The sequence below is a fragment of the Ramlibacter sp. genome (genome assembly GCF_050250995.1).
Taxonomy (GTDB): Bacteria; Pseudomonadota; Gammaproteobacteria; order Burkholderiales; family Burkholderiaceae_C; genus Ramlibacter.
Map to the genome: position 1 here is coordinate 76,450 of NZ_JBFWNP010000012.1, position 25,270 is coordinate 101,719.

Here is a 25,270-nt window from a genome sequence, read left to right on the forward strand (position 1 = left end):
GAGGCTCCTCGTCGAAATCGATTCGTGTGCTTGAAGGGTGTGCTCAGGGCATGCGCCAGTTCGGCTTGCGCTTCTCGGCGAAGGCGGCGAGGCCTTCCGCGCCGTCCGCCGTGCCGAACACGGTGGAGACGAGGTCGACCGCGGCGCCCGCGCCCTGCCGGTAGCCGTTGTCCGTGGCGCGCGTGAAGCCCGCCTTGCCCAGGCGAACCAGCGTGGGCGACTTCTTCGCCAGCACGGCCGCGACTTCGCGTGCCTTCGCCAGGACGTCGGCGGCCGGCGCGGTGCGGCTCACGAGCCCGAGGTCCACCGCCTCCTGCGCGCTGAACACGCGGCCGGTGAAGAGCAGGTCGAACGCGCGATATCGGCCGACGATGCGCGGCAGGTGGTTGTAGTGGATCGCGGGCACCAGGCCGACTTCGAGCTCGGGATAGCCGAACGTGGAATCCTCCGCCGCCACGATCATGTCGCAGGTGATGGCGATGGACATGCCGCCGCCGCGCACGGAGCCGACGATGGCCGCGATCACGGGCTTGGGCAGGCTCTGCTGCAGCTCGAAGAGCTCGAAGTAGAGCTTGTTCACGATCGCGTGCATCTGCTCGGGCGTGCTCTCGCGAAACTTCGGCAGGTCGAGGCCGCCGCAGAAGCGGCCCGGCACCGCGCTGCCCAGCACGATGGCACGCACGCGGGAGTCCTTGCCCGCCTCGCGCAGCTGCGCCATCAGCTGCTCGAGCGATTCGAGCGTGATGCCGTTGACGGGCGGGTTGTCCAGCAGGATCTGCGCGACGCCGTCCTGAACTTCGTAGCGGATCATTTCGACTTGTCTCCGTCCGCCGCGGGCTTCATGTGCGCCGTCGCGCGCTCTTCGATGCTGGCCCAGATCTCGCCGCCCATCGGGTTGCGCGACTCCTCGAGGATGTGGCCCACCAGGCCGACCGCGCGCGCCATGACGCCGAGGCCGCGGCAGATCTTCCAGTCGAAACCCATTTCGCAGCACAGCGCGCCGATGGCGCCGGTCGCGTTCATCGGCAGCACCTTGCCGCTCGCGCGGCCAGCTTCCGCCGCCACCGCTTCCATGAGCTTGAAGTACGGGCCGTCGAAGCCGGTCTCGCGCGCGAGTTCCTGCAGGCGCGGCGTGCGCGGATCGATCGGCTTGTGCAGCGGATGCCCGATGCCCGGCACGATGCGCTTGCCGTCGGTGAAGGGCTTGACGATGGCGGCCGCGAGCGCGGCGAAGTCGGCGTTGGGATCGGCCTTGGGCATGGCGTCGTGCAGGATGCGGGCCGCGCCTTCGATGCTGCCGACGAACACGGTGCCCAGCCCGTTCAGGCCGGCGGCCACCGCGCCCTGCAGCGACTCGGGCGCGCCCATGTAGGTCATGCGCGCGACGATGGCGCTGGGCGTGATGCCGTGTTCGACGAGCGTCACGACCATGGCGTTGAACATCTTCGATTCGGCCGGGTTCGGGAAGCGCCCCGTGAGCTCCAGGAAGCCCATGTCGCCGAGGTTGAGGTGCCCCAGGATCTCGCTCGGGAAGTCCCGGCCGAAGAGGGTGATGCTGGCCGGGTCGCTCCAGCCGATGTCGGTGCGGATTTCTTTCTGCTTGCGGGCCACGGGGGCGCTCCTGTTCGGGTGAATGACGATGCTAGGATCGTGGCGCGTGCGGCACAAGTCAAATAATCTGATCGATTCTTCAGTGCTCCCTTCCGTGCCTCCTCGTCCAGCCTCTCCGATGAAGATCAACTTCAAGGTGCTTTCCACCTTTCTCGCGGTTGCCGAGAACGCGAGCTTTCGCAAGGCGGCGGAGCAGATGCACCTGTCGCTGCCCGCCGTCAGCATGCAGATCAAGCAGCTGGAGGAGCGCCTGGGCGTCGCGCTCTTCCAGCGCACCACGCGCAAGGTCGAGCTGACCCGCGAGGGCGAGGAGCTGATGATCAGCACGCGCAAGGCCATGGCCGAGCTCGATGCGTCGCTTGCGCGCATCCAGCAGGCGGCGGATGCGCAGCAGGGGCAGCTCTCGTTCGCATGCGTGCCGACGGTGGCGGGCAGCAGCCTCGCGGCCATCCTCGCGGAGTTCTCGCGCGACTATCCGGGCATCCGCGTGAAAGTGCGCGAGCTGGCCCAGCCCGAGCTGCTCGAAGCCGTGCGCCGCCGCGAGGTCGACTTCGGCATCGGACCGCCGCCCGACAAGCCGGGCGAGCTCGACTCGCAGCCGCTCTTCGTCGACGACTACGTGGCCGTGGTGCCGGCCGATCATCCGGCGGCCCGGCGACCCACGATCACCCTGCGGGAGCTGTCGAAGGGCCGCATCCTCGCGCCCGGCAACTCCCAGTTCCTCGTGCATCTGCAGGACGTGCTGAGGCAGGAGGGGCTCGAGCCCGACTTCAGCTACCAGTTCACGCACGTGAGCACGACGCTCGTCATGGTGGAGGCCGGGCTGGGCGTCGGCGTGCTGCCGGCCGTGTCGTTGCCGCGGCACACGGCGCTGAAGACCGTGCGCATCGTGCGGCCGGCGCTGAAGCGCACGATCTCGATCGTCACGATCCGCGGCCATTCGCTGTCGCCCGCGGCGAAGCGCTTCGTCGAGTTGTGCGTGGCGAAGTCGGCGCCGCGTGCGCGGCGCGCGACCTGAGGCGCGTTTGCGCCGCCCCGGCTTACTGCGGCGCGATCCCTGCCTGCTTCATCAGCGACTCCCAGCGCGGATTATCGGCGCGAAGCCGGGCGGCCAGGTCCTTCGACGACAGCGAGAGCACCGAGGTGTTGAGCACCTGGAAGCGTGCCTTGACTTCGGTGCTGGCCATGGCCTGCTTCAGCGCCGTGTCGAGCTTCTGGACCACGGCCGGGAGCGTGCCCGCCGGAGCCTGGATCGCGATGATGGTTTCCAGCGCGCCGGCCGCGCGCGGATACGACTCCTGCAGCGTCGGCACCTGGGGCGCCCCGGCATAGCGTTTCGTCGACGAGATCGCGAGCGCGCGCGCCTTGCCGCCATTGACCTGCGCCAGCGCGTTGCCGACGTCGACCACGGCCACTTGCACCTGCCCGCCGAGCATGTCGGTGATGGCCTGCGGAATGCCGCGGTAGCTCACCGCCAGCGGCTTCGTCTGGGTGACGGTCGAGAAAAGCGCCACGGCCACCTGGCCGGTCGGCGAACCGTAGGCCATGCTGACGGGCTGCTTCTTCGACGCGGCGGCGAGGTCGGCGATCGTGCGCAGCGGCGAATTTTCCGGCACGACGAACATCATGGCGGTGGAGCCGACCGCGGCGACCGGCGTGAAGCTCTCCATCGGGTCGTAGGGCAGCGTCTTGTAGAAGCTCTTCGCGACGAACATGCCCGAAGAGCCCACCAGCAGCGTGTAGCCGTCGGGCTTGGCGGCGGCGACGAAGGCGGCGCCGATGGTGCCCTGCGCGCCGGCCTTGTTCTCGACCACCACGGGCTTGCCGAGCTGCTGGCTCAGCGAATTCGCGAGCACGCGCGTCACGGCGTCGGTCACGGAGCCGGCGGGGAAGGGCGCGACCAGCGTGATGGGACGCGACGGAAAGTCGTCGCCCTGGGCGTGGACCCACGGTGCCGTGGCGGCCAGCAGCGGCGCGGCCGCCAGGGCCAGCAGCGTTCTGCGATCGATCATCTTGTCTCCTGAATGCTGAATGTGAAAAAACAAACGCCTCGAAGAGGCGTGAGCGCGAGCGTAGGCGCTCCCGGGCCTGCGTACAAATCAAATGATCTGAAGGATTGTTCAATCCCGCTCTTCAGCGGCGCTGAACAATGGTTCCGATCATCTGAGTTGCGAGCCCGAGCGCGACTGCCCTAGCATCGGGCTCGACCCACGAAGGACAAGAAAGCCATGGAGACATTCTGCATTACTCGCCGCGCGGCCGCCGTCGCGCTCGCCGCCGCGCTGCTGCCCGTTGCCGCCCTCGCGCAGGACTTTCCGTCGCGCCCGGTGACCATCGTCGTCCCGTACGGCCCCGGCAGCTACACCGACAACGTGATCCGACCGGTGGCCGTCGCGCTGGCGAAGGTGCTGGGTCAGCCGGTCGTCATCGACAACAAGGCCGGCGCCAACGGCGTGATCGGCAGCCAGTTCGCCGCGCGCGCGAAGCCCGATGGCTACACGCTGCTCGCCGGCTCCACGACCACCCTCGCGGCGAACGTGGGCCTGTTCAAGCAGTTGCCCTACGACCCGATCAGGGACTTCGTGCCCGTCGCCGGCCTGGCCTCTACGTCGATGATGTTCCTCGTGCGCGCCGACTACCCCGCGAAGGACCTGAAGTCGCTGATCGCGCACGCCGGCCGCCAGCCGCAGCCGCTTGCCGTGGGCTACGGCTCGTCGAGCGCGCAGGTCGCGCTGGCCGCGCTGTCGAAGATCAGCGGCGTCAAGTTCACCGGCGTGCCGTACAAGGGCACGCCCCAGGCCATCACCGACCTGCTGGGCGGCCAGGTGCCGGTGGCCATCGTCGACGTGAGCAACGGCGTGCCGCAGGTGCGCTCGGGCAAGGCTGCCGCCGTCGCGATCTCGGCCGGCAAGCGCTCGAGCGCCGCGCCCGAAGTGCCGACGCTCGAAGAATCGTTCCCCGGCGTACCCGGCACGCAGCTCGTCACCTGGATCGGCCTGGTCGCGCCGCAGGGCACGCCCCAGGCCGTGGTCGATCGCATCGCCCAGGCGGTGAACACGGTGCTCGCGCTGCCGGAGGTGAAGCAGCAGTACGTGTCGCTCTCCACCGACCTCGAGCCCATGAACGCGGCCGAGATGGGCCGGCGCATGCGCGGCGACCAGACGCAGTGGCTGGAGCTGATCAAGGCCGCGGGCATCCAGCCCGAGTGAGCCGGCCCCCCTGAGGATCAGGCGGCGACCGGCCGCTTCTTCAGCAGGTACTTCTGCAGCCCGTCCATCACCAGCTCGCCGCGCTGGTTGTGGACGGTGACGCGCAGGGTGAGCACGCCGGTCGTGCGGTTGGGCACGAGCTCGATCACTTCGAGCGCGGGGTAGACCGTGTCGCCCACGAACACCATGCCGAGGAAGCGGCTGCTCTGCTCGATGAAGCCCTTGAGCGAATCCTCGACGTAGTAGGCGAACAGGCCGGCGCCGCCGCAGGTCTGCGCGAGGATCTGGAAGCCGTGGGCCAGCATGTGCGGCATGCCGCGCGCGCGGCAGTATTCCACGTCGTAATGCACCGGATGGTTGTCGCCGCTGGCCGCCTGGAAGGCGGCGAACACGCCGTCCGTCATGGTGCGCGAGGGCAGGACGAAGCGCTCGCCCATCTTGAAATCCTCGAACCATTTGGTCTCGACCATGCGGTGCTGCGTCGGATCGAATTTCGTTTCTTGCGTCATGGGCATCGGGTGTTCGAATTGGGGTCAGGCGATCGTGCCGGCGGCGCGCAGCGCGGCGATGTCCGCGTCGGCGTAGCCGGCTTCGCGCAGGATCTCCTCGGTGTGCTCGCCCAGCAGCGGCGGCGTGCGCGCGGCTTCGCGCGGCGCGCCGTCGAAGCGCACGGGCAGGCCGACCTGCTGGAGGGTGCCGAGCACGGGGTGCTGCGTCTCCTCGATCAGGCCGCGCGTGGCGACCTGCGGATGCGCGAGCGCCTGCGCGACGGTGTGGATCGGCGAGCAGGGCACCGAAGCGGGCGCGAGCAGCGCGAGCCATTCGGCCACCGTGTTCTTGCGCACGCGCTCCTGCACGATCGCGACGATTCGGTCGAAGTTCGCCACGCGCGCGGCGTTGGTCGCGAAGTCGGGGTCGGCAACGATGTCCTGCAGTCCCGCCGCCTCGCAAAAGCGCTTCCATTGCGCGTCGTTGCCCACGCCGATCATCATCGGGCCGTCCTTCGCCTCGAAGGCCTGGTAGGGCGCCATCGCCGGATGCCCCGTGCCCATGCGCTGCGGCAGCTTGCCGCTCTGCCAGAAGTTCTGGATCGGGTAGCTCATGAGACCGAGGGCCGTGTCGAGCAGCGAAACCTCGAGGTACGTGCCCTTGCCGGTGCGCCCGCGCTCGAGCAGCGCGGCGAGCACGCCGCTCATGGCGTACATGCCGGTGGACATGTCGATGGGCGAGAAGCTGGCGCGCGCGAAGCCGCCGCCGGGCTCGCCCATCGTGGCGAGCATGCCGCTGAAGGCCTGCAGCATCACGTCGTAGCCGGGGTCGTTGCCCTTGGGACCCTCGCGGCCGTAGCCGGAGACCTCGACGTAGATCAGGCGCGGATTGATCGCGCGCAGCGTCGCGTCGTCGACGCCCAGCTTCTCGCCGGTGCGGCCGCCGAAGCCCTGCAGCACGACGTCGGCGTTCTCGACCAGGCGCTTCACGACATCGCGCGAGCCCGGGTGCTTGAGGTTCAGGCCGAGGCTGCGCTTGTTGTGGTTGACGGCGAGGTAGGTCGCGGAAATGCCTTCCTTCTGCGGAAACCACGAGCGCGTGTCGTCGCCCGTGTCGGGCGGCTCGATCTTGATGACGTCGGCCCCGAGTTCGCCGAGGTACTGGCCGCACAGGGGGCCGGCGAGGACCTTGCTGAAATCGAGGACGCGGATACCGGTGAGGGGACGGAGGCTCATGCGCGCGATCCTAGGCGAGCGCGGCCCCTCGGCACAAGTCAAAAAACCTGAGGAGTCGTTCAGCGGTTCGGGCCGCCCGGCCCCACGCGCGGATACGGTCCCGTGTAGCCGAGGATGCTCGAGATCTCGCCGGCGCAGCGCAGCGCTTCGCGTTCGTTGCGCGCGTGATGCTGCGCCATGCGCGCCGTGGGGCCGATGACGGCGAACGCGGCGACGATCTGCCCCGTGCGGTCGAACAGCGGGACGGACAGCCCGTCGACGCCCGCGTCGATGCCGCTCGAGCTGAGCGCGACGCCGGTCTCGGCCACGCGCTCCAGCGTCTGCTTGAGCGCCTTGCGCGTGGTCACCGTGCCGGGGCCGATCTTCTCGAGCGGCGTGTCGCGCAGATACGCATCGAGGTCGATCGACTTGTCGTAGACGAGAAACAGGTGGCCGAGCGACGTCGCGTAGAGCGGCCGCTGGCTGCCCAGGCGCGGGCTGTAGCGGAACGCGACCTCGGGCTCGACCACGTCGGTGTAGACGACCGAGCGGCGGTCCTCGGCGAGCACGGAGAAGATCACGGTCTCCGACACCTTGCGCGGCAGCTCGGCGTACAGCGTGCGCACGAGCGGCGGAAAGCGCTGGTTGCCCATGAGCGCGGCGCCGAGCTTCAGGGCCTCGGCGCCCAGGCGGTGCTGGCCGTCGCGCGAGATCACGTAGCCGCCCATCTCCAGCGAGCGCAGCAGGCTGAACAGGCTGGTCTTGGGCAGCTGCAGCTGCTCGGCGAGCTTGCCGAGCGACAGGCCATCGGGCTGCGCGGACAAGGCGAGCAGGACCTGCATGACACGCAGCGGCGAGCGGGGCGCCGCGTTGCGCTCGAGTTCCTCGTCGTCCGGGGCCGTCGTCGTCATCGGCGCGGCCGCTTACTCGAACGTGAAGCTGAACTTCCCGAGGCTGCCGTAGTCGGCCTCGAACACGTCGCCCTTCTTCGCCGCGACGGGGCGCGTGAACGAACCGGCGAGCACGATCTCGCCGGCCGCAAGCTCCTCGCCCCACTGCGCGAGCTTCTTCGCGAGCCATGCCACGCCGATCGCGGGATTGCCCTGCACGCCCGCGGCCAGGCCGGTCTCTTCGACCACGCCGTTTTGCCGCAGGACGGCGCCGACCCAGGGCAGGTCGACTTCGCCGGGCGCGCGCTTCGTGCCGCCGATCACGATGGCGGCGTTCGCGGCGTTGTCGCTGATGGTGTCCTGGACCCGGCGCATGACCTTCGTGCCGCGGTCGAACTGCTCGATGCGCGCGTCGATGATCTCGATGGCGGGCGTGACGTACTCGGTCGCGTCGATCACCTCTTCCACCGTCACGTTCGCGCCGGCCAGCTTTTTCTTCAGGATGAAGGCGAGTTCGACCTCGACGCGCGGCGCGATGAAGCGCGACATGGGCAGCGGCCCCGGCGCGAAGAGCATGTCGTCGAGCAGCAGCCCGAAGTCGGGCTCGTCGATCTGGCTTGCCTGCTGCATCGCGCGCGAGGTGAGGCCGATCTTGTGGCCGATGACCTTGCGGCCCTCGCCGAGCTTGAGCTTCATCCACTCGCGCTGCACGGCATAGCCGTGCTCCACGGTCATGCCGGGAAAGCGCCGGGAGAAATGCTCGATCTGCTTTCCGGTGCGCTCGCTCTCGTGCAAGTCGCGGGCGAGTTGGGCGATCTGTTCGTGGGTCAACATGGGCGGTGTCTCACTTGTGGGGTGCGGCCGGCTTGCGGCGCGGCGCGCGGGTGGGTTCACGGGAAGGGGTTCGGGCCGGCTCGCGTTTGGACGAGGCGCGCGCCGGGCGGTCGCCGGGTGCGACGGGCTGCAGCTGCGACATCACCATGCGCGTGAGAAGCTCGCGCTCGCGCACGCCCTTCTCGCCGGGGTGGAAGATCAGCTCGACGGCGAAGCCGCGTGCCGCGCCCATTGCCACGTGCCGCATGGTGCGCAGCTCTTCGGGGGTGCGGCCGAGATCGTTGAAGAGCGTGCCCCAGGTGCCCTCGATCGCCTCCGACATGCCTTGCATGTGCGCGCGCAGCGGCGCCGCAAGCGACGGGTCATTGGTGATCGCGAGCCAGATGTGCAGCGCGGCGCGGAACGTTCGGCTGGAAAACGTGGCCCAGTAGGTGTCGATCACCTGGCGCACGCGCTCCTCGATCGGCCGGCCGGCCAGCGACTCGGCGTCGAGCTTGAAGTTGAGCTCGTTCGCGACGTGGTCGATCACGGCCATGTCGAGGTCGGTGCGGCTTGCGAAGTGGTATTGCAGCGCGCCGCGCGTCACGTTCGCGCGCTCGGCGATGACGGGCGTGGTCGCTCCGGCGTAGCCCATTTCGGCCAGGCATTCGATCGCGCATTCCACCAGCCGCATCCGCGTCTCGGTGCTGCGGTCCTGGGTCTTGCGCACGGGCGGAGAAACGTCGACGGACTTTCGAGGCATCCGCTCGATTCTCACACGGCGGGCGAGGGGACTTCACAACAATCATTCATGAATGTATTATGCGGCCTTCCTCAGGAGACGCCCTTGTCAGACTTCCTCTATCTCACCGAGCGCGACGTGACCGCGCTCCTGGACCCGCGGGCGGTGATCCGCTCGCTCACCGGCATGCTGCGCGAGCAGGCGCGCGAAGAAGCGCGCAACGTGCCGAAGGCGCTTGCCACCTGGGGCGATGGCGGCTCGATGCATGCGCTGGGTTCGCTCATGCCGGGGCGCGGCTACCTGGGCTTCAAGACCTGGGCGCACACGAAAGAGGGCGGCGCGGCGATGTTCACGCTGTTCGATTCGCGCACGGGCAACCTGCTTGCGGTGATCGAGGCGCGCACGCTCGGGCAGTTGCGTACCTCCGGTATTGCCGGCGTGGCCACCGATCTCATGTCGTCGGCGTCCGCGGACTCGATGACGCTCGTCGGCACGGGCGCGCAGGCGATGCTGCAGATCGCGGCCGTCGCCGCCGTGCGGCCGCTGCGCAGCGCGACGGTGTTCAGCCCCACGCCCGAGAAGCGACGCGCGTTCGTCGAGCGGGCGCGCAAGCTGTTCCCGTTCGAGATCCGCGAGGCCGATTCGGTGGCGTCGGCGGTCGACGGCGCGCCCATCGTCACGATCATCACCCGGGCGCGAGAGCCCTTCCTGCGCGCCGCCCACCTTGCGCCGCGCGCGCACCTCAACGCGGTCGGCGCCATCCTGCCGATGTCGGCGGAGTTCGACCAGGACGTCTTCGGCGTGACGCGCGCGGTGGTGGTCGACGACATGGAGAACGCACGCCGCGGCTCGCGCGAACTGCGTGAACGCTTCGGCACGGGCGAGGGCGGCTGGGACGAAGTCCGCACCCTCGCGCAGCTCGCGGCGGGCGTCACGAAGCTTCCCGACGGCGAGGGCATCACCGTCTTCAAGGGCATGGGCATGGGTCTGTCGGATCTCGCCCTGGCCGCGGCCGTGTACGAAGGCGCGAAGGCGAATGATGCCGGCGCGAAGATCAAGTCGCCCGAGCGCTTCGACGCGCTCGCGGTGTGGAGCGAAGCAGGAAAGATCGGAGACAGGAAGTGAAGCTGAAGCGTTCGACATTCATCCGCCTCGCGGCGGCCTTCGCCGCGTGCGGCATCGCCACCGCGGCCCAGGCGTGGCCGACGAAACCCGTGCGCATCATCGTGCCGGGCGCCGCGGGCTCGGCGCCCGACGTCGCCATGCGCCTCGTGGGCGAGAAGATGGCCGAGCAGCTGAAGCAGCCGGTCGTCATCGACAACCGCCCCGGCACCGGCGGGGTGGTCGCCATGAACGGACTGCAACTCGCGAAGGACGACCACACCTTCCTCTTCGTCATCACCTCGACCTCGGCCATCGCCCCGGTCACGATCAAGTCGGCCACATCCTTCGACTACGTACGCGATCTCCAGCCCGTGGTGCGACTCGCGCTGACGCCGCTGATGATCGTGGCCGCGCCCGGCGCGCCCGCCACGATGGAGGGAATGATCGCGGCCGCGAAGAAGGATCCGGGCAAGGTGGCTTTCGGCACGCCCTCGCCCGCGACGCTCGGCGCGCTCGGCGTGAGCTGGCTGTCGGAAATGACGGGGGCGAAGTTCAACGCGATTCCGTTCCTGCGTCCGGCCGAGAGCCTCACGGCGGTCGCGACCGGCGAGACGCAGTACTTCATCGACGGCGTCTCGGTGTCGCTGCCCTTCCTGCGCGCGGGCAAGGTGAAGCCGGTGGCCGTGCTGTCGTCGACGAAGCTGCCCGGGCTTGAAGCCTATCCGCTCGCGGTCGACAGCGTGAAGGGGTTCGAGGTCGTGGGCCGATTCGGCCTCATGGCCACGCGCGACGTGCCGCAGGCGGCGCTCGACCCCATGCTCAAGGCGGCGAGCGCAGCGCTGACGCACCCCGACGTGATCGCGCGCCTCACCAACCTCGGGCTCTTTCCGAACGTGGGCGGCCCCGCGGAGTACCTGCAGCAGCTCAAGGGCGAAAACGACCTGTGGCGCCGCGTGGTCAAGCAAGCGGGCGTGAGCCCGGAATAAGGCCATGAAGTTCGCCACTTACCTCCTCCTCACTCTCCACGTCCAGCAGGAATCAATCGCATGAAAACCACTTCCGCAGAACAAGGCGCCCTCGTGTTCCAGGACCAGTCGGGCCTCGCGCCGCGCCAGCCCGAGATCTGGGCGCCGATGCTCGTGACGCGCGAGGCCATCGAGGCCGAAGCACGACGCCTCGCCGAACTGCCCGCGCCGCGCAGCGGCCGCCGCTCGGCGGTCATCGTGCACCCGTCCTCGCGCACGGCGGACAGCTTCACGCCGGCCACGTCGGTCAGCATCCAGGTGCTGCTGCCCGGCGAGAAGACGCTGCCTTTCAAGTCGAACGCGAACCTGCTGGAGATCTGCATCCGCGGCGGCGGCAAGGTCACGGTCGACGGCTCGTTCGAGCCGCGCCTGCACGACGTCTGGACCGTTCCCTCGATGCGCGGCCACATGTACGAGAACACGGGCGACGAGCCCTGGGTCCGCCTGACCTACAGCAACGCACCGCTGCTGAAGCTGCTCGGCGTGCTGTACGAAGAGGAGGGCGTGGAGGTGTCGAATGCGCAGCGTCCCGAGGACGGTCTCACCGACGCGCAGCGCCGCAAGTACGCGTCGGACAACGCACCCGACGTGCAGCTCACCGAGGCCGGCGCGCGCCTGCGCGGCTACGAATTCCTCACGGATATTCCAGTGGTGCCCAACCCCGCGCTGCACTGGCCGTGGGAGAAAGTGTGGCCCTACCTTTCGCAGGTGCCCGGCGACGACAGCGACGAGCGCCGCCGCATCTGGCTGCTCTACCACCCGGCCACCGAGCGCCGCAACGGCACCACCGGCACCTACTTCGCGACCATCGGCGGCAGCCCGGCGGGCACGCCGGCCTACACGGGCAAGCACGGCCATCGCCACACCTCGGCGTCGATCAACTATCACATCAGCGGCGGCACGGGCTACAGCATCGTGGACGGCGTGCGCATCGACTGGAAGGCGGGCGACCTGCTGCTGTCGGCGCCGAGCTGGTCGGAGCATGCGCACTATCATGGCGACGACGGTTGGCGCGTGCTGACCGTGCAGGACCATCCGCTGCACATCGCGATGGGGTCGCTGCTGTGGCAGGAGAAGTTCGACGGCCCGATCCTCGCGCTGGGCAGCGAGGAAGGCCAGAAGGGCTACACCTCGCCGCGCACGCAAGGGACATGACGACATGAATTCTTCCGATACCGCCTCGAATGCCCGTAACGACGAGCATGCGTGCTTCTCGACAGTGCTGCGCTTCTTCGGCGCGCTCGATCGCGGCGACGCGGACGGCTGCGCGTCGTTGATGGCGAAGCAGGGCGTGTGGGACCGGCAGGGCAAGAAGCTGCAGGGGCCCGACGGCGTACGCGAGGCCGTGTCGCAGCGCGTCGCCTCGCGGCGGACGGCGCACACGATCTCGAACCTGCTGTTCGAGCCGGTCGGCGCCGACCGTGCGAAAGTGACCTTCCTGCTGGTCGCATACGAAGCGACGCTCGAAGAGGGGGCGGCCGCCGCGCCCGTCGGCAAGCTCGCCGGCATCCGCCAGTGCACGGATGTCTTCGTGCGTGAAGACGGCGCCTGGCGTATCGAGGACAAGTCCACGGTCGCGTGGATGCGCGGCTGAGGCCGCGCGTCCCTTTTTCTTTTTCTTCCTCAACGCTGCCCGGTGACGGGCAGCGACATGAGCGACGGAAACTTCACCGACGGATAGCGCTTGCCCGGCCCCGCGCTCAGTTCGAAGCGTCGGAACGTGGCGGTCAGCGCGCGAAGCGTTTCCTGCAACTGGATGCGCGCGAGCGGCGCGCCGAGACAGTGGTGCAATCCACCGCCGAAGGCGAGGTGCCGCCCCGCGTTGCCGCGACGGAAGTCGATGCGGTCCGGCTCCGGAAACATCGCCGCGTCGCGGTTGGCCGAGGCGAGCATGAGCAGCACTTCCGCGCCCTCGGGGATGACCGTGCCGTCGGACGCCGTGAAGCTTTCGGCAAGGAAGCGGTGGCGCAGGTGAATCGGCGTGCGCACGCGCAGGATCTCCTCGATCGCGCCGACCATCAGCGACGGGTCGTCGCGCAGCTGCGCGTGGAGTTCGGGCTTCTGCGCCAGCAGTTCGACCGCGTTCGAGATCGACGTGCGCGTCGTTTCGTAGCCCGCGTCCAGCACTGTGTGCATGAGCGACACGACCTCGGCACGCGAGAGCGTGCCGGCGCGCTCGGCCTCCAGCAGATGCGGCGCGAGCAGCGAGTTCCTCACGGTGTCGGGGTTGTCGAGCAGGCCCGAGAAATAGTCGCGATAGAACGCGGCGACCTTGTCGAGGCGCTCCCGCTCGTCGTCGCTCAGCGGAAAGGGCGAGAAGATCAGCAGGAAGTCGTGCTGCACCGCGACGAGCCGCTCCCAGTCCGCATCCGGAATGCCCAGCAGGTGGCAGATCGCGCCGCGCGGCACGAGCCCCGCGACCTGTGTCACCACGTCGATCGACGCATCGCCGTCGGGCAGTGCGTCGACGGCGCGCCGCACGGACGCCGCGGACACCTCGCGCAGCTTTTCGAGATTGCGCGGCACGAAGAACGGCCCCACCACGCTGCGCAGGCGCGCATGGATGGGGTCGTCGGTCTGCGCCAGGTTGGCCTTCATCCGTTCGAGGCCGGGACCGGGCTGCATCCACGGCGGCGCGTCGGTGCCGGGCGGCTGAACGCGGCCCTCGGCCTTGCGCAGCACGAGTTGCACGTCGGCATGGCGCGAGAGCAGCCAGGTGTCCGTGTCCGGCACGCGGTACACCGGCGCGCGGGCGCGCAGGTCTGCGTAGCCCGCGCTGCGGTCGCCCGCCAGGAAGGCGGGATCCTTCAGGTCGATCATGCGGCGCTTGCGCTCAGTCCAGCTTCAGCTGGAGCCGGTCGATCAGCGTCTTGTAGCGCACGCGATCCCCCTCCAGCCGGCGCGTCATCGCCTCCGTGCCGAAGGCCGCGGGCTCGAGGCCCATCTTGACCATGCTGTTGGCCTGCAGGTCCGGGTCTTCCGCCGCGGCGCGAATCTCGCGCGCGAGCCGCTGGATGGCGGCGGGCGGCGTCTTCGCGGGCGCGAGGTAGCCGAACCACGCGCCGGGGAAGTTGACCTGGAAGCCCTGCTCGGTGGCGGACGGCGTGTTGGGGAACTGCGGCGCGCGCTTCTGGCGCAGCGGCGCGATGAGCTTCAGCCGCCCGTCCTGGATGTACTGCGTCGCGATGCCCGTCGTGCCGACGACGAACTGGATGTCGCCCGTCAGCAGCGCCTGGTACAGGTCGGCCTGGCCCTTGTACGGGATGTGGTTCATCTCCGTGCCGATCATGTGCTCCAGCTCCGCCGTCGACAGGTGCGCGTTGCTGCCGATGCCGTAGGTGCCGAAATTGATCTTCTTGCCCTCGCGCTTCGCCCACGCGGCGAATTCGCGCATGTTGGTGGCGGGCACCTTCGGGTTCGCGATCAGGCATTCGACGGTGTCGGCGACCAGCGTGATCGGCACGAAGTCGCTCGCTTCGTAGGCGACCTTGCGATAAAGGAAGGGGCTGATGCTGATCGTCGCGTCGGTGCCGAAGAGGAGCGTGTGCCCGTCCGCTGGCGCCTTCGACACGAGCTGCGCGCCGATCATCGTGTTGGCGCCGGGCTTGTTGTCGATGACGACCGCCTGCTTGAGCGACACGGCCATTTTCTCACCGATCTTGCGTGCGATGCCGTCGAGCAGGCCGCCCGGCGGATAAGGCACGACGACCGTGATCGGCCGCGTCGGCGCCCATTCCTGGGCGAAGGCCGTGCGCTGCGCAAGCAGCCCGGCGGCGGCGGCGGCGCCGAGAATGATCTGGCGGCGGGTGGTCATTGCATCGTCTCCTTCGTGGTGTCCTGGCGGGCGGCGGCGACCGGCTCGTGGTCGCTCGCGATGGCGCAGCGGCGCAGGGTGCGGCGCGCCGAGGGCTGGAATTTCGAGCGTGCGTGCTGCAGCAGGGTGTTGTCCCACACCAGCAGATCGCCTTCGCGCCAGGTGTGGCGGTACACGACCGCGTCGTCGGCGACGAGCGCCGAGAGTTCGTCGATCAGCGCCTTCGACTCGGCGTCGCCGTAGCCCTCGATCTCTTTCGTGGTGTCGGGGCTCATCATGTGGATCACCTCGCCCGAATCTTCATGGACGGCCAGCGCGGGATGGCGCGCCTGGGCGACCTGCGCCTTCACCTGTTCCTTCAGCGCCGCGCCGTAGCTGAGCGCGCCGTAGTCGAGTCGCGCGACGACGTTGCGCCCTTCCAGGCGGCTGCGCAGCGCGGCCGGCATGCGCTCGACGACGTGGGCCGAGTTGGAGAAGAAGGTCTCGCCGCCTTCGGCCGGCACCTCGATGCCATACAGCATGATCGCCTTCAGCGGATGCTCGAAGTACATCTGGTCCGAGTGGAAGTGCAGCTCGACGTCGCCGAATGCGCCATCGGCGCGGACGTTCGACACATACGTCGCGTCGGGGCTGATGCTCTGGATCGGCCCCTGCTTGGAGATGCGGCCGAACGTCTTCGCGAACGCGACTTGCTGCGGCTCGTCGATCTGCTGGCCGCGCAGCAGCAGCAGGCCGCGCGTCGCCATCGCGCCGCGCAGCAGTTCGCGCACGCCGGGCGCAAGCGGTTTCGAAGCGTCGACACCCTGCACCTCGTAACCGAGGCAAGGGTGGAGCGGGACGAGGGTGGCGCCCATGGGTCGTTGTCTCCTGAATTGAACCGGGCGAAGAATACATTCACGAATGAATGCTGTCAACGCGGGTTGCCCCGGGGGCGTTGGGGCCGGCCTGCCGATCTGCTTGTGGAATACTTGGCCGCGAGTCGACCGACCTGTCGGTGGAGTTGCGATGAGTGAGCCGGTTTCGTTTCCCCAAGGTGCATGGGACACCCACTTCCACGCCTGGGGCGAGGAGGGCGATGCCGAGGCCGCGCTGGCCGAGGCGCGCGAGCTCCACCGGGGGCTGGGAATCGACCGCGCGGTGCTCGTGCAGGCGGGCCATCCGCCCGCGGACCAGGGGCCGCTGCTGCGGCTGCTCGCGCGCCATCCCGATCTGCGCGCGGTCGCCAAGATCGACGATGCGCAAGACGACGCCGTGCTCGACGCGCTGGCCGCGGCGGGCGTGCGCGGCGTGCGCTTCCAGTTCGTTTCCTTCCTGCCGAAACCGGCCACGCCGGAAACGCTGCGGCGTGGCGTGGAGCGTGCGGCCCAGCGGGGTTGGCACGTGCTGCTGCACGTCGAACTGACCGACCTGCCGCCGCTGGCCGATGCGATCGCGCGGATGACCGTGCCCGTGATCGTCGATCACTGCGCGCATTCGCGGCCCTCCGCTCTGCACGACCGGGCCTTCGATCTGCTGCTGCAATTGCACCGCCTGCCGCATTGCTGGGTGAAGCTCTCCAGCATGGACCGCTGGTCGAAGGTGGGCGCGCCGACCTACGAGGACATGGTGCCCCTGGGCCGCGCGGTGCTTGCCAATGCGCCGGAGCGCGTGCTGTGGGCGACCGACTGGCCGCACGTGATGTATCGCGATCCGCGTGCGCCCGGCGATCCTCCACCCGACCCGCGCCACCTGGCGCGTTTGTTGCACCGCATGGTGGATGGCGACGAGGCCCTGCTGCGGCAGGTCCTCGTCGACAACCCCTCGCGCCTCTACGCCTGAACCCTCGTCCGATCATCCGAATGGAGACCCGCATGAAGAACCTGAATGTCCTTGCCGCCGTGGCGCTCGTCGCGTTCGCTCCCGTCCTCTCGCGTGCCGAAACGGTGCTCAACGTCTACATGCCGCAAGGCGTGGTCGCCGCGGTCGAGAAGTACATCTCGCCGATCATGAAGGCACGGCACGACACGCGCGTGGTCATCACGCCGGTGCTGAGCGGGCAGGCGCTGACCAAGGCCGTCGCGCAGCGCGCGAGCCCCGAGATCTCGGTGTTCATGCTCGACGAAGGCCCGTGGCTACAGGGCAAGCAGGCCGGTCTTTGGGAGCCGCTCGACGGCGTGAAGAACGTGGCCGACATTCCCGCGCGCTTTCGCGACAAGGACAACCAGGGCAGCGCCTTCCTGCTTTACCTGCTCGGCATCATCTACGACGAGCGCGCGCTCGCGGCGGCCGGCGTGAAGCCGCCGACCTCCTACGCGGACCTGTGGAATCCGGCGCTCAAGGGCAAGGTGACGATTCCCGACTCGAACAGCACCTTCTCGTACGCGCTGCTGTTCAAGGTGAACCAGATGCAGGGCGGCGACGCGAAGAAGTCGGTCGACCCCGGCTTCAAGCGGATGGCCGAACTCCGGCCGAACGTGAGCGTTTTCCATGGCGGCGCGTCCACGCTGATCCCGCTTTTCGCGCAGAAGCAGGCCGCGATGGGTTTCAACGCGAGCTTCCCGGCGCAGCGTCTCGCGGCCGATGGCCTGCCGATTCGCTGGGTCGCGCCGAAGGAAGGCGCGATCGCCGTTGCTTCGTACATCGCGGTGGCGAAGAACGCGCCCGCGAAGGATGCGGCCAAGCAGTTCGTCGACCTCGTGCTCTCGCCGCAGTATCAAGGGCTGCAGACCGAGGCGTCGTTCTCCGGCTACGTCAATCCCAAGACGACGCTGGCCCCCGCGTTCGAAAAGAACTTCCTCATCAAGCAGGCCGACATCCAGAAGGCCGCGCTGATGGACTGGGACACGTTCCTCGCCAAGCGCCGCGAGCTAACGCAGCGCTGGCAGCGCGAGGTGGAAGCGAAGTAAAGTGAACTGAAGGGCGAAGCAAGAGCCGATGTCGACACTCTCCCTCTCCGGCCTGCGCAAGAGTTTCGGAGGTCCGGCGGTCCTCGAGGGCATCGACCTCGAAGTGGCCGACGGCGAGTTCGTCTCGCTGCTCGGCCCCTCGGGCTGCGGCAAGACGACGACGCTGAACATCGTCGCCGGGTTCCAGACGCCCGATGCGGGCGAGGTGCGCATCGGCGGGCGGCGCGTGAACGACGTGCCGGTGCACGAGCGGAACCTCGGCATGGTGTTCCAGGGGCATGCGCTGTTTCCGCACATGACGTGCTTCGAGAACGTGGCGTTCGGGCTGCGCATGCGCGGCCTGGCGGAGGCGGAGCTTCGTTCGCGTGTCGGCGAAGCGCTCGAGCTCGTGCACCTCGGCGATTTCGGTGGCCGCTTCCCGCGCGAGCTGTCGGGCGGCCAACAGCAGCGCGTGGGCCTCGCGCGGGCGCTGGCGATCCGCCCCGCCATCCTGCTGCTCGACGAGCCGCTGTCGAATCTCGACGCCAAGCTGCGCAAGGCGATGCAAGGCGAGCTGCGGCAGATCCACACGCAGGTGCGCACGACCATGATCTACGTGACGCACGACCAGGAAGAGGCGCTCACGCTGTCGGACCGCATCGCCGTGATGAATGAAGGGCGCATCGAGCAGCTCGACACGCCCGAAGGCATCTATGCCCGGCCGAAGACGCGGTTCGTGGCGGATTTCATCGGCGCATCGAGCTTCGTCGAAGGACTGCTGTTCGCGGGAGGCGACGGCGAGTGCACGGTGGAAGTGCCGGGCGCCGGTCACGTGCGCGTGCGCGCCCCGGACGGGACTGTGGCGATGCCGGGCGCGAAGGTCCAGCTCGGCGTGCGCGCGGACCGCGTGCGCATCGTCGCGCCCACCGCCGACGGCGCGACCCTGCACGGCACGGTGGTCGACCGGGTGTTCGCCGGCGCCGTGCACCACGTCATCGTCGACCTGGGTGAAGGTCGCCGCGTGACCGCGCACGAAAGCGCCGCGCCCGCCGACTGGGTACGCTCCGGCGCACGCGCGGGCCTGCGCGTGGATGCCGCCGACTGGATGCTGCTCGCGTGACACGCGCCGCGCCGCTCGCCATTCCGCCGGTGCTGTGGCTGCTCGCCTTCTGGGCGTGGCCGCTGCTCCTCGTGTTCAGCATGAGCTTTCGCGAAATGGACAGCGTGACCTTCGAGATGCGCGGTTTCACGCTCGCGCATTTCGCCGAGGTGCTGACCGACGGCTTCCACCTCGACTCCGTCTGGCGCTCGATCAAGCTCGCCACGCTGGCAACGCTGCTGTCGGGCGTGCTCGGCTACCCGGCGGCGCTGCACATCGCCGGCATGCGAAACCCCCGCCTGCGCGCGACGCTCACGCTGGTGCTGCTGATTCCGATCATGATCAGCCTGGTGGTGACCGGGTTCGCGTGGATCCTCATCCTCGGGCCGAACGGTCTCCTCAATCAGGTGATCCAGGGGACGGGACTTGTCGGCGGCCCGCTGCAGTTCCTCAACAGCGAGAGCGGCGTGCTGATCGTGCTGGTCTACAGCTTCGGCCCCTACATGGTGATCAACATCGTCACCGCGCTCGACCGCGTCGACCCCGCCGTGATGCGCGCCGCGCAGGTGCATGGCGCGACGCCCTGGCAGGCGTTTCGCCGCGTGACGCTGCCGCTCAGCTTCCCGGGCATGCTCTCGGGCGGGCTGATCGTGTTCTCGCTCTCGGCAGCGGCGTTCGTCACGCCCTACATCATCGGCGGCAACCGCGTGAAGGTCGTGCCGCTGCAGATCTACAACGCGGCGGTGACCACGTTCGACTGGCCCATCGCGGCGACGCTGAGCGTCGTGCTGTTCATCCTCGCGATGCTCGTCGCGACCGGCGTCGCGAAGCTGGCGGAGCGGCGCTTCGCGGGGTGGCTGAAGGTGAAGGCATGAAGATCTCCTTCGTGTCCTGCGCCGCCTGGCTCACGTACGCGTTGATCGTCGTGCCGCTGGTCATGGTGATCGGCGCGTCGTTCACCGAGACGCGATTCATCACGTTCCCGCCGCAGGGCTTCACCTTCCGGTGGTACGACGCCGCGCTGAACGACAAGGCGCTGATGGGCGGGCTGGGGCTGAGCGCGATCGTCGCGCTCGCGGCGGTCGCCATTTCCGTCGTGCTCGGCACGCTCGGCGCACTGTATCTTTCGCGTACGGCCGGCCGCGTCAAGGAAATCGTCTCGGCCTTCTTCCTCGCGCCGCTCAACGTGCCGGCGGTCATGACCGCGTTCGCGCTGCTGCTCGCGTTCACGCAGTGGCATCTCATCAACGTGTGGGGCCTCGTCATCGCGCATGCGGTGCTCACGCTGCCCTACATCGTGCGCTCGGTGCTCGTGAGCCTGGCGGGGCAGGACCCGGCCATCGAGCGCGCGGGCGCGATCCTCGGCGCGAGCCCGTGGCGGGTGTTCCGGCACATTACGCTGCCATTGATCCGGCCGGGCATCGTCGCGGGCGGCACCTTCGCATTCCTCATCTCGTTCAACAACGTGCCGATCTCGGTGTTTCTCGCTTCGCCCGGCTCCGCGCCGCTGCCCGTCGTGCTCTTCAACCGCATGCAGTGGCTCGCCGAGCCGTCCGTGGCTGCGGCGGCCACCCTCACCGTCGTGACCACGCTCGTCGTCATGCTGGTGCTGGAGCGCCGCTTCTCGTTCTACAAATCCCTTTTCCGCTAGGAGATCAACTCATGATGAAAGCCGACTTGCTCGTTCGCGGCGCCGACGTCGTCACGCCCGGCGGCGTCGTGCGCGCCGACGTCGCGGTCAAGGGCGGGCGCATCGCCGGCCTGTTCGCGGGCGAGATGTCGCCCTCTGCCGACGAGACGATCGAGGCGCAGGGACTCGTGCTGCTGCCCGGCGGCGTGGACACGCACACGCACCTGCGCGAGCCCGGCTTCACGCACAAGGAAGACATCGAGAGCGGCACGCGCACGGCGGCGGCGGGCGGCTACACCACCGTGTCCGGCATGCCCAACGTGCAGCCGGTGACGACGACGGTGCAGCGCTACCTCGACGTGATCGAGGCGTACAAGCGCTCCTCGCTCGTCGACTTCAATCACAACCCCTCGCCCACGAACCTGAGCGAGATCAAGGGTCTGGCCGAAGCCGGCGCGCTCGGCTTCAAGATCTTCATGATCACCGACAAGGGCGCGGACTATCCGCACATGCCGGAGCTCGGCGTGCATCACCAGGGGCAGCTCTTCGAGATCGCGGAGGAGGTCGCGAAGACCGGCATTCCGCTGATGGTCCACCCGAACAACCAGCAGCTCATCGAGACGCTGTCGGAACGCGCGCTGAAAGTCGGCGACACCAGCTACCAGACCGTCGCGCGCCTGTCCGCCTCCTACGACGGCATCGTGTTCGATTCCGCCATCAGCTACCTGTGCCGCATGCAGGAGGTGCTGGGCTTCCACCTGCACGTGCTGCACGTCCGTTCGCCGCGCTCGATGGAGGTGCTGCGCGCCGCCAAGGCGAAGAAGCAGGCGGTGACGGTCGAGACCAATCCGCACATGCTGTTCCTCTGCGACGACTGGAACGAGATCGAGCGGCTCGGACCCTACGCGCTCAACCTCTGGAACGGCCCGAACACCACGAAGATGCTGTGGGATTCGCTGCGCGACGGCACCATCGACGTCATCGGCTCCGACCACGCGCCGCACCTGCGCGAGGAAAAGGAGATCGGCTGGACCGACATGTTCGCCGCGGCCAACGGCACGCCCAAGATCCAGGAGACGCTCCCGCTCTTCCTCGACAAGCTGAACCAGGGCGAGATCTCGTGGACGCGGCTGGCCGAAGTTTTCTCTTCGACGCCCGCGAAGACCTTCGGGCTCTATCCGCGCAAGGGCGCGATCCAGGTCGGGTCCGACGCCGACATGGTGCTGGTCGATCCGCGCCAGGAGCAGGTGCTGCGCAACGAGGACATGCTGAGCAAATGCGGCTGGACCTCGTGGGACGGCCGCAAGGTGGTGGGCGCGGTGAAGCACACGCTGGTGCGCGGCGCGTTCGTCTACCGCGACGGCAAGGTGGTGGGCAAGCCGGGACACGGCCAACACCTGAAGCCGCAGCGGCCGGAAGGCGCGTGAGAAAGATCGTCATCCGCGCGCCGGGCGGCGTCGAGGCGCTGGAGCTCGTCGACGTTCCCGCGCCCGTGCCGGGGCCGCGCGACGTCGTCGTCGAGGCGGCGGCCATCGGTGTCGGCTGGCCCGACATCCTGATCCGGCGCGGCACGTACAAGTGGATGCCCACGTTGCCCGCGAGTCCGGGCAGCGACCTGGCCGGCCACGTGGTCGCGGTCGGCGCGGAGGTCGACACGTCGATGCTCGGGCAGCCCGTGCTCGTGACCGCGCGCGAACTGCCCCAGCGTGGTGGCTGCTACGCGGAGCGCGTGTGCGTGCCGGCCGATGCGGTGTTCGTGCTGCCGCCGCATCTCGACGTGGAAGCGGCCGTGTGCCTGCCGAACTACCAGGTCGCGTGGAACCTCGTGCATGAGGTGGAGCGCTCCCGCCCCTTGCGCAGCATCTTCATCAACGGCGTGGCCGGCGGCGTCGGCAGCGCGGTCGCGCAGATCGCGAAATCGGCGGGCATGACGGTGTACGGCAGCGTGAGCTCGGAAGCCAAGGCGGCATTCGCGCGCGAGCAGGGCGTCGATCATGCGATCGACCGCACGCGCGGCAGTGTCGTCGCTGAAGTGATGCGGCTTTCGCAGGGCGCGGGCGTGGACATCGCCGTCGATCACGTCGGCGGCCCTGGCTTCGCCGCGCTCATCGGCCTGCTCGCGCCCTGGGGCACGCTCGTGTCGTACAACGCGAGCGGCGGCCTCCCCGAAGAAAACCTGCTCGGCGAACTGCGCCGCCATGGCGCGCGTTGCCCCGCCATCCGCATCTTCGAGATGCACGTCTACGACAACGACCGAGAGAATCGCCGCCGCATCATGAACAGCGTGATTGCCGCGTGGGCGGAAGGCCGCATCCGGCCCATCGTCTCGAAGCGCTACGCGATGGAGGACGTGCGGCAGGCCCATGCGCTGCTGGAGAAGGGCGACGCGATGGGCAAGGTCATCCTCGAGCCATGAGGCGGACTGAATGAGCGAAGGCCGCATTCCCGTCTCGGTCATCACCGGCTTTCTCGGCAGCGGCAAGACGACGCTGCTCGCGCGGCTGTTGCAGCATCCGGCGATGGGCGATGCGGCGGTCATCATCAACGAGTTCGGCGAGATCGGGCTCGACCATCATCTCGTGGAGTCGTCGCGCGACGACGTGATGGTGATGAGCAGCGGCTGCCTGTGCTGCACGATCCGCACGGACTTGGTCGACACGTTGCGCACGCTGCACCGCAAGCGTGAGCAGGGCGAGGTGAGCAAATTTCGCCGCGTGCTCGTCGAGACCACGGGTCTCGCGGACCCGGCGCCGATCCTGCACACGCTGATGAATGATCCGCTGGTGTCGCGGCAGTACGCGCTCGACGGTGTGATCACCACGGTGGATGCGCTGCATGGGCGCAAGCAGCTCGACGATCACTTCGAATCGCTGAAGCAGGCAGCGGTGGCCGACCGCCTGCTGCTGACGAAGGTCGATGCGGCTTCGCCCGAAGAGATTGCCTTGCTGCGCGAGCGATTGCAGCGGCTGAATCCCGGTGCGCCGCTGATCGAGGTGGTGCAGGGGGAGATCGATCCGGCCGTGCTGTTCGACGCGGGGCTCTACGATCCCGCGACCAAGTCCTCCGTGGTCACCGAGTGGCTGCGCGCGGAGGCGTTCGAGGACGAGCATGCGCAGGGTCATCACCACCATCATCACAACCACGACGTCAACCGCCACGACGCGCGCATCCACGCGCATTGCCTCGTCTTCGACTGTCCCCTCGACTGGCGCTATTTCAGCCCCAACCTCGCGTCGCTCGTGAGCCGCCATGCGGAGAAGCTGCTGCGCGTGAAAGGCATCCTGAACGTGCAGGGCGAGCCGCAGCCGGTGGTGGTGCATGGTGTACAGCACCAGTTCCAGCGGATGCGGCTTGCCGCCTGGCCTGATGAAGACCGGCGCTCGAAGCTCGTGCTGATCGCGCGTGACCTCGACCGGAAAACGATCGAGGCGTGGCTGCGCGACGACCGCCTGGCCGAACTCGGACGCTGACGCGTGGAATCGGCCGCGGCCTCAGGCCCCGTTCAGGCCAGCGCCTCTTTGAGCGTCGCCAGAAGCCGCGCCCAGGCGCGCTCCGATTGGGCGGCGTCATAGACCTGCGTGTCGGGCGGGCACCAGCCGTGCGCGGCCGGATACACCTCCACCTCGGCCCGCAGCTTGGCGGCCTCGAGCGCGGTGCGCAGCGCGACCTTGGCCTGGGGATCTTTCTGATCGTCGTTCTCGGCCACGGCGATGAGGTAGTGCGCCTTTGTCTGGGCGACCAGGCGATGCGGGCTGTCGGGCGCGGAGGTCACCATGGCGGCGCCGTGGAAACTTCCGACAGCGCCCACGCGGCCCGGCGCCACGGTGGCTGTGCGCACGGCGATCGGCGCGCCCATGCAGTAGCCGGTGGTGCCGATCTTCCGCGCCTTGTCCACTTCACGCTGCGCATCGAGCCAGGCCACGAAGGCCTTGCCATCCGTCAGGTGCATGGCCGGCGTCAACGCCTGCATCAGCGGCAGCACTTCGGCGATGGGCGTCTTGCCGCCTTGCGGCGCGGTCGGCGCCTTCTTCTGCCGATAGAAGGGGTTCACCACCAGCACGCTGTAGCCCGACTCGGCCAGGCGCCGCCCCATCTGCCTGAAGGCAGGGCGAAGGCCGAAGATGTCGGGCCACACCAGCACCGCGGGTGCCGGTCCGGACGTGGGAGCCACGAAGTACGCGTCGCACGTGCCGTCTGGCGTGGCGATGGTCACATCACGCTCGGCCACGGCAACCGCATTGGCCACGCTGGGCAGAGCGGTCAGCATCCCGGCGGATGCGGCCCAAGTAGCGAAATCGCGGCGAGTGTATCGCGCGTGCTCATCCTGGTCGTTCAAATCACACACGTTGGTCACCTCTCGTAAAACGGGTGCCTAGTATGTCCTTTCTGTGAGAAGGCACACGGATGCCGGGGGCATGGATCACGCGGCGGTGACAGGCAGAAGACTGGATGCCAGCATCCTTGCATTTCGGCAGTTTGGTTGCCAATTTACAAGGATTTGTACGGCGCGCACGGTCTTGGTTGTCCGTCTCGACTGAACAGGTTATCGCTCGATTGACTTCCGCCACACGTGTTTCGATTCGCGACCTCGGCGAACTCTCCGCGATTGGCCTTCTCTCCGAGTTCCTTGCGTAGCGCTGTGTCTGTCCGAGCATCCCCGTCTCGTGACGGGAGGGCCATTCTTCAGATGTCGAGGACGTGCCGCAGCGCGCCGTAGGTCACGCTCCAGGACGCGGTGTCGGTTTTGACGGTTGCGGTCTTGGGAT

Annotated in this window: 26 protein-coding genes; 14 read left to right on the forward strand and 12 right to left on the reverse strand. The window is 68.5% G+C overall.

Annotated elements, in window-relative coordinates; translation table 11 throughout:
* Positions 1-43 precede the first annotated feature (43 nt).
* Together AB7E83_RS10970 and AB7E83_RS10975 are read right to left on the reverse strand one after the other, a co-directional pair.
* Complete coding sequence (locus AB7E83_RS10970) at positions 44-811, reverse strand: enoyl-CoA hydratase/isomerase family protein (RefSeq protein WP_428569038.1); 768 nt, start codon at positions 809-811, stop codon at positions 44-46.
* A complete protein-coding gene (locus AB7E83_RS10975; protein ID WP_428569041.1) occupies positions 808-1,611 on the reverse strand; it encodes a citryl-CoA lyase in 804 nt (267 codons plus the stop codon). The genes AB7E83_RS10970 and AB7E83_RS10975 overlap by 4 nt, the downstream gene beginning before the upstream one ends.
* Positions 1,612-1,729: 118 nt before the next feature.
* Between AB7E83_RS10975 and AB7E83_RS10980 the strand changes: the two genes are divergently transcribed.
* Entirely contained in the window at positions 1,730-2,629 is a 900-nt protein-coding gene (locus tag AB7E83_RS10980) for a LysR family transcriptional regulator (protein WP_428569044.1), read from the forward strand.
* A 22-nt stretch (positions 2,630-2,651) separates the two neighbouring features.
* Here AB7E83_RS10980 and AB7E83_RS10985 read toward each other — a convergent pair whose 3' ends face one another.
* Positions 2,652-3,623: a Bug family tripartite tricarboxylate transporter substrate binding protein gene (locus AB7E83_RS10985; RefSeq protein WP_428569047.1), complete on the reverse strand. Its 972-nt coding sequence runs from the start codon at positions 3,621-3,623 to the stop codon at positions 2,652-2,654.
* 216 nt (positions 3,624-3,839) lie between these two features.
* Here AB7E83_RS10985 and AB7E83_RS10990 point away from each other — a divergent pair, with 216 nt between their 5' ends.
* Positions 3,840-4,820, forward strand: a complete 981-nt coding sequence (locus AB7E83_RS10990; RefSeq protein ID WP_428569049.1) for a Bug family tripartite tricarboxylate transporter substrate binding protein — start codon at positions 3,840-3,842, stop codon at positions 4,818-4,820.
* Between the two features lie 17 nt (positions 4,821-4,837).
* On the opposite strand, the gene AB7E83_RS10995 is transcribed toward AB7E83_RS10990, so the two are convergent.
* Genes AB7E83_RS10995 through AB7E83_RS11015 form a run of 5 tightly spaced genes read right to left on the reverse strand, consistent with a single transcriptional unit; the run spans position 4,838 to position 8,989 of the window.
* Positions 4,838-5,329 carry a MaoC family dehydratase gene (locus tag AB7E83_RS10995; protein WP_428569051.1) on the reverse strand — a complete coding sequence of 164 codons (492 nt, stop codon included), beginning with the start codon at positions 5,327-5,329 and terminating at the stop codon, positions 4,838-4,840.
* 24 nt (positions 5,330-5,353) lie between these two features.
* A complete protein-coding gene (locus AB7E83_RS11000) occupies positions 5,354-6,544 on the reverse strand; it encodes a CaiB/BaiF CoA transferase family protein (RefSeq protein ID WP_428569053.1) in 1,191 nt (396 codons plus the stop codon).
* 59 nt (positions 6,545-6,603) lie between these two features.
* Entirely contained in the window at positions 6,604-7,434 is an 831-nt protein-coding gene (locus AB7E83_RS11005; protein ID WP_428569056.1) for an IclR family transcriptional regulator, read from the reverse strand.
* 12 nt (positions 7,435-7,446) lie between these two features.
* Complete coding sequence (hpaH, locus tag AB7E83_RS11010; RefSeq protein ID WP_428569058.1) at positions 7,447-8,247, reverse strand: 2-oxo-hept-4-ene-1,7-dioate hydratase; 801 nt, start codon at positions 8,245-8,247, stop codon at positions 7,447-7,449.
* Positions 8,248-8,257: 10 nt separating this feature from the next.
* Complete coding sequence (locus tag AB7E83_RS11015) at positions 8,258-8,989, reverse strand: TetR/AcrR family transcriptional regulator (RefSeq protein ID WP_428569061.1); 732 nt, start codon at positions 8,987-8,989, stop codon at positions 8,258-8,260.
* 84 nt (positions 8,990-9,073) lie between these two features.
* Between AB7E83_RS11015 and AB7E83_RS11020 the strand changes: the two genes are divergently transcribed.
* Genes AB7E83_RS11020 through AB7E83_RS11035 form a run of 4 tightly spaced genes read left to right on the forward strand, consistent with a single transcriptional unit; the run spans position 9,074 to position 12,691 of the window.
* A complete protein-coding gene (locus AB7E83_RS11020) occupies positions 9,074-10,093 on the forward strand; it encodes an ornithine cyclodeaminase family protein (RefSeq protein ID WP_428569064.1) in 1,020 nt (339 codons plus the stop codon).
* Positions 10,090-11,058, forward strand: a complete 969-nt coding sequence (locus tag AB7E83_RS11025; protein ID WP_428569067.1) for a Bug family tripartite tricarboxylate transporter substrate binding protein — start codon at positions 10,090-10,092, stop codon at positions 11,056-11,058. Before AB7E83_RS11020 ends, AB7E83_RS11025 begins: the two co-directional genes overlap by 4 nt.
* A 60-nt stretch (positions 11,059-11,118) precedes the next feature.
* Positions 11,119-12,252, forward strand: a complete 1,134-nt coding sequence (locus AB7E83_RS11030; RefSeq protein WP_428569070.1) for a cupin domain-containing protein — start codon at positions 11,119-11,121, stop codon at positions 12,250-12,252.
* Positions 12,253-12,256: 4 nt separating this feature from the next.
* Entirely contained in the window at positions 12,257-12,691 is a 435-nt protein-coding gene (locus AB7E83_RS11035) for a nuclear transport factor 2 family protein (protein ID WP_428569073.1), read from the forward strand.
* A gap of 29 nt (positions 12,692-12,720) precedes the next feature.
* On the opposite strand, the gene AB7E83_RS11040 is transcribed toward AB7E83_RS11035, so the two are convergent.
* The 3 genes from AB7E83_RS11040 to AB7E83_RS11050 are packed head-to-tail and all read right to left on the reverse strand — an operon-like array spanning position 12,721 to position 15,765.
* Positions 12,721-13,917 (reverse strand): cytochrome P450, encoded by a 1,197-nt coding sequence (locus AB7E83_RS11040; protein WP_428569076.1) that lies wholly within the window; start codon positions 13,915-13,917, stop codon positions 12,721-12,723.
* A 13-nt stretch (positions 13,918-13,930) separates the two neighbouring features.
* Positions 13,931-14,911, reverse strand: coding sequence for a Bug family tripartite tricarboxylate transporter substrate binding protein (locus AB7E83_RS11045; RefSeq protein ID WP_428569079.1), 981 nt, complete (start codon positions 14,909-14,911; stop codon positions 13,931-13,933).
* Entirely contained in the window at positions 14,908-15,765 is an 858-nt protein-coding gene (locus AB7E83_RS11050) for a TauD/TfdA dioxygenase family protein (RefSeq protein ID WP_428569082.1), read from the reverse strand. The genes AB7E83_RS11045 and AB7E83_RS11050 overlap by 4 nt, the downstream gene beginning before the upstream one ends.
* Before the next feature lie 151 nt (positions 15,766-15,916).
* Here AB7E83_RS11050 and AB7E83_RS11055 point away from each other — a divergent pair, with 151 nt between their 5' ends.
* From AB7E83_RS11055 to AB7E83_RS11090, 8 genes are read left to right on the forward strand one after another with little or no spacing between them, the layout of a single operon-like run.
* Entirely contained in the window at positions 15,917-16,729 is an 813-nt protein-coding gene (locus AB7E83_RS11055) for an amidohydrolase family protein (protein ID WP_428569084.1), read from the forward strand.
* A gap of 32 nt (positions 16,730-16,761) precedes the next feature.
* A complete protein-coding gene (locus AB7E83_RS11060; protein ID WP_428569086.1) occupies positions 16,762-17,796 on the forward strand; it encodes an extracellular solute-binding protein in 1,035 nt (344 codons plus the stop codon).
* A 28-nt stretch (positions 17,797-17,824) separates the two neighbouring features.
* Positions 17,825-18,895 carry an ABC transporter ATP-binding protein gene (locus AB7E83_RS11065; RefSeq protein ID WP_428569089.1) on the forward strand — a complete coding sequence of 357 codons (1,071 nt, stop codon included), beginning with the start codon at positions 17,825-17,827 and terminating at the stop codon, positions 18,893-18,895.
* Positions 18,892-19,749 carry an ABC transporter permease gene (locus AB7E83_RS11070; protein ID WP_428569091.1) on the forward strand — a complete coding sequence of 286 codons (858 nt, stop codon included), beginning with the start codon at positions 18,892-18,894 and terminating at the stop codon, positions 19,747-19,749. Before AB7E83_RS11065 ends, AB7E83_RS11070 begins: the two co-directional genes overlap by 4 nt.
* Complete coding sequence (locus AB7E83_RS11075) at positions 19,746-20,525, forward strand: ABC transporter permease (RefSeq protein ID WP_428569095.1); 780 nt, start codon at positions 19,746-19,748, stop codon at positions 20,523-20,525. Before AB7E83_RS11070 ends, AB7E83_RS11075 begins: the two co-directional genes overlap by 4 nt.
* 11 nt (positions 20,526-20,536) lie before the next feature.
* Entirely contained in the window at positions 20,537-21,931 is a 1,395-nt protein-coding gene (locus tag AB7E83_RS11080; protein WP_428569097.1) for a dihydroorotase, read from the forward strand.
* Positions 21,928-22,920, forward strand: a complete 993-nt coding sequence (locus AB7E83_RS11085; protein ID WP_428569100.1) for a zinc-dependent alcohol dehydrogenase family protein — start codon at positions 21,928-21,930, stop codon at positions 22,918-22,920. Before AB7E83_RS11080 ends, AB7E83_RS11085 begins: the two co-directional genes overlap by 4 nt.
* A gap of 10 nt (positions 22,921-22,930) precedes the next feature.
* Positions 22,931-23,974: a CobW family GTP-binding protein gene (locus AB7E83_RS11090; protein WP_428569102.1), complete on the forward strand. Its 1,044-nt coding sequence runs from the start codon at positions 22,931-22,933 to the stop codon at positions 23,972-23,974.
* A 32-nt stretch (positions 23,975-24,006) separates the two neighbouring features.
* On the opposite strand, the gene AB7E83_RS11095 is transcribed toward AB7E83_RS11090, so the two are convergent.
* Entirely contained in the window at positions 24,007-24,771 is a 765-nt protein-coding gene (locus AB7E83_RS11095; protein ID WP_428569105.1) for a dienelactone hydrolase family protein, read from the reverse strand.
* Between the last annotated feature and the right edge of the window lie 499 nt (positions 24,772-25,270).

Excerpts from the sequence above, each read along its gene's own strand:
- AB7E83_RS10970 (WP_428569038.1), bottom strand. The coding sequence starts at position 811 with ATGATCCGCTACGAAGTTCAGGACGGCGTCGCGCAGATCCTGCTGGAC.
- AB7E83_RS10980 (WP_428569044.1), top strand. The coding sequence starts at position 1,730 with ATGAAGATCAACTTCAAGGTGCTTTCCACCTTTCTCGCGGTTGCCGAG.
- AB7E83_RS10985 (WP_428569047.1), bottom strand. The coding sequence starts at position 3,623 with ATGATCGATCGCAGAACGCTGCTGGCCCTGGCGGCCGCGCCGCTGCTG.
- AB7E83_RS10990 (WP_428569049.1), top strand. The coding sequence starts at position 3,840 with ATGGAGACATTCTGCATTACTCGCCGCGCGGCCGCCGTCGCGCTCGCC.
- AB7E83_RS10995 (WP_428569051.1), bottom strand. The coding sequence starts at position 5,329 with ATGACGCAAGAAACGAAATTCGATCCGACGCAGCACCGCATGGTCGAG.
- AB7E83_RS11000 (WP_428569053.1), bottom strand. The coding sequence starts at position 6,544 with ATGAGCCTCCGTCCCCTCACCGGTATCCGCGTCCTCGATTTCAGCAAG.
- AB7E83_RS11005 (WP_428569056.1), bottom strand. The coding sequence starts at position 7,434 with ATGACGACGACGGCCCCGGACGACGAGGAACTCGAGCGCAACGCGGCG.
- hpaH (WP_428569058.1), bottom strand. The coding sequence starts at position 8,247 with ATGTTGACCCACGAACAGATCGCCCAACTCGCCCGCGACTTGCACGAG.
- AB7E83_RS11015 (WP_428569061.1), bottom strand. The coding sequence starts at position 8,989 with ATGCCTCGAAAGTCCGTCGACGTTTCTCCGCCCGTGCGCAAGACCCAG.
- AB7E83_RS11030 (WP_428569070.1), top strand. The coding sequence starts at position 11,119 with ATGAAAACCACTTCCGCAGAACAAGGCGCCCTCGTGTTCCAGGACCAG.
- AB7E83_RS11035 (WP_428569073.1), top strand. The coding sequence starts at position 12,257 with ATGAATTCTTCCGATACCGCCTCGAATGCCCGTAACGACGAGCATGCG.
- AB7E83_RS11040 (WP_428569076.1), bottom strand. The coding sequence starts at position 13,917 with ATGATCGACCTGAAGGATCCCGCCTTCCTGGCGGGCGACCGCAGCGCG.
- AB7E83_RS11045 (WP_428569079.1), bottom strand. The coding sequence starts at position 14,911 with ATGACCACCCGCCGCCAGATCATTCTCGGCGCCGCCGCCGCCGCCGGG.
- AB7E83_RS11050 (WP_428569082.1), bottom strand. The coding sequence starts at position 15,765 with ATGGGCGCCACCCTCGTCCCGCTCCACCCTTGCCTCGGTTACGAGGTG.
- AB7E83_RS11055 (WP_428569084.1), top strand. The coding sequence starts at position 15,917 with ATGAGTGAGCCGGTTTCGTTTCCCCAAGGTGCATGGGACACCCACTTC.
- AB7E83_RS11060 (WP_428569086.1), top strand. The coding sequence starts at position 16,762 with ATGAAGAACCTGAATGTCCTTGCCGCCGTGGCGCTCGTCGCGTTCGCT.
- AB7E83_RS11065 (WP_428569089.1), top strand. The coding sequence starts at position 17,825 with ATGTCGACACTCTCCCTCTCCGGCCTGCGCAAGAGTTTCGGAGGTCCG.
- AB7E83_RS11075 (WP_428569095.1), top strand. The coding sequence starts at position 19,746 with ATGAAGATCTCCTTCGTGTCCTGCGCCGCCTGGCTCACGTACGCGTTG.
- AB7E83_RS11080 (WP_428569097.1), top strand. The coding sequence starts at position 20,537 with ATGATGAAAGCCGACTTGCTCGTTCGCGGCGCCGACGTCGTCACGCCC.
- AB7E83_RS11090 (WP_428569102.1), top strand. The coding sequence starts at position 22,931 with ATGAGCGAAGGCCGCATTCCCGTCTCGGTCATCACCGGCTTTCTCGGC.
- AB7E83_RS11095 (WP_428569105.1), bottom strand. The coding sequence starts at position 24,771 with ATGCTGACCGCTCTGCCCAGCGTGGCCAATGCGGTTGCCGTGGCCGAG.